Raw genomic sequence first — 1,049 nt, 5'->3', positions numbered from 1 at the left:
CTGCCGCCACAGAACAAAACGACCAAGTACGAGCATTTAATTCCCCAGCTAGTAGCGGCTGAGCAAAATTCCAAGATTGAAGGGATGCTCATCATCTTGAACACGGTAGGCGGCGATGTGGAAGCGGGACTCGCCATCGCTGAGATGATCGCATCGATCTCCAAACCAACGGTCACCTTAGTTCTCGGTGGAGGACACAGTATTGGAGTGCCGATCGCAGTATCGGCCGACTTCTCATTTATCGCTGAGACGGCTACGATGACCATTCATCCGATCCGGCTGAACGGGCTCATTATCGGAGTACCGCAGACGTTCGAATATTTGGAGAAGATGCAGGAGCGGGTCATCCGTTTCGTCACGAGGCATTCCAGAGTCGAAGACCAGGTATTCAAGGATCTGATGTTCAAGACAGGCGAATTAACACGCGATATTGGAACGACTGTCATTGGGAACGATGCGGTCAAGCATGGATTGATCGACAGTGTCGGAGGCATTGGTGAAGCGCTGCGTGAGCTGAACCGAAGAATTGAAGAGAAACGGGTATCGAGAAACGGCTTTGCCGTTCCTGTCGGGGTAGGTCCGTCATGATCTTATACTCGTGTATGCCGGAGGAAGTCGTATTCGAAGGCTTGTATCAGGAGCAGAGTCGTCCTTCGGAAGTGGTTGTGAACGGTCTGCTCATGGAAGTACAACCCGTATCTACTACTCAGGCGAGAATCGTCCGCCTCCTATGTCCGGATCCTCAACAATATTTGAATCCGGCCTATGCCCCAGGTCAGCTCATTGAGCTTAGGCCAACTCTCACATAAGATGACAAGGAAAAAGCGCGAATTTTGCGCTTTTTTTTCGTCATGGAGTGACGGGATTCGTTCTTATTCCTCTTATACAGCTCGTCCGGGGTATGGTATAATATAGCATTGGAGGTGAAAGACTTGGCGAAACGCAGGAAGAAGAATGGATCGTTATCCGTACAACTGAAATATGAATTATACGGGATATTAATATTGATTTTCTCCATCATAGCCCTCTCGAAGCAAGGATCGGTAGCC

At 49.4% G+C, this 1,049-nt stretch carries 2 protein-coding genes; both read left to right on the top strand.

Annotated features, from left to right (window positions below):
- Positions 1 to 588: ClpP family protease (locus tag AC1DWB_RS35985; protein WP_477545841.1), on the top strand; the 588-nt coding region annotated here is incomplete at its 5' end.
- On the top strand, positions 585 to 809 hold the full coding sequence (locus AC1DWB_RS35980) for a YlzJ-like family protein (RefSeq protein ID WP_477545840.1): 225 nt from the start codon (positions 585 to 587) through the stop codon (positions 807 to 809). The genes AC1DWB_RS35985 and AC1DWB_RS35980, both read left to right, overlap by 4 nt.
- Positions 810 to 1,049: the final 240 nt, after the last annotated feature.

Source organism: Paenibacillus sp. P4_E11, assembly GCF_056401635.1.
Note: the sequence above shows the minus strand (reverse complement) of the source record. Positions and strands in the feature narration are given on the sequence as shown.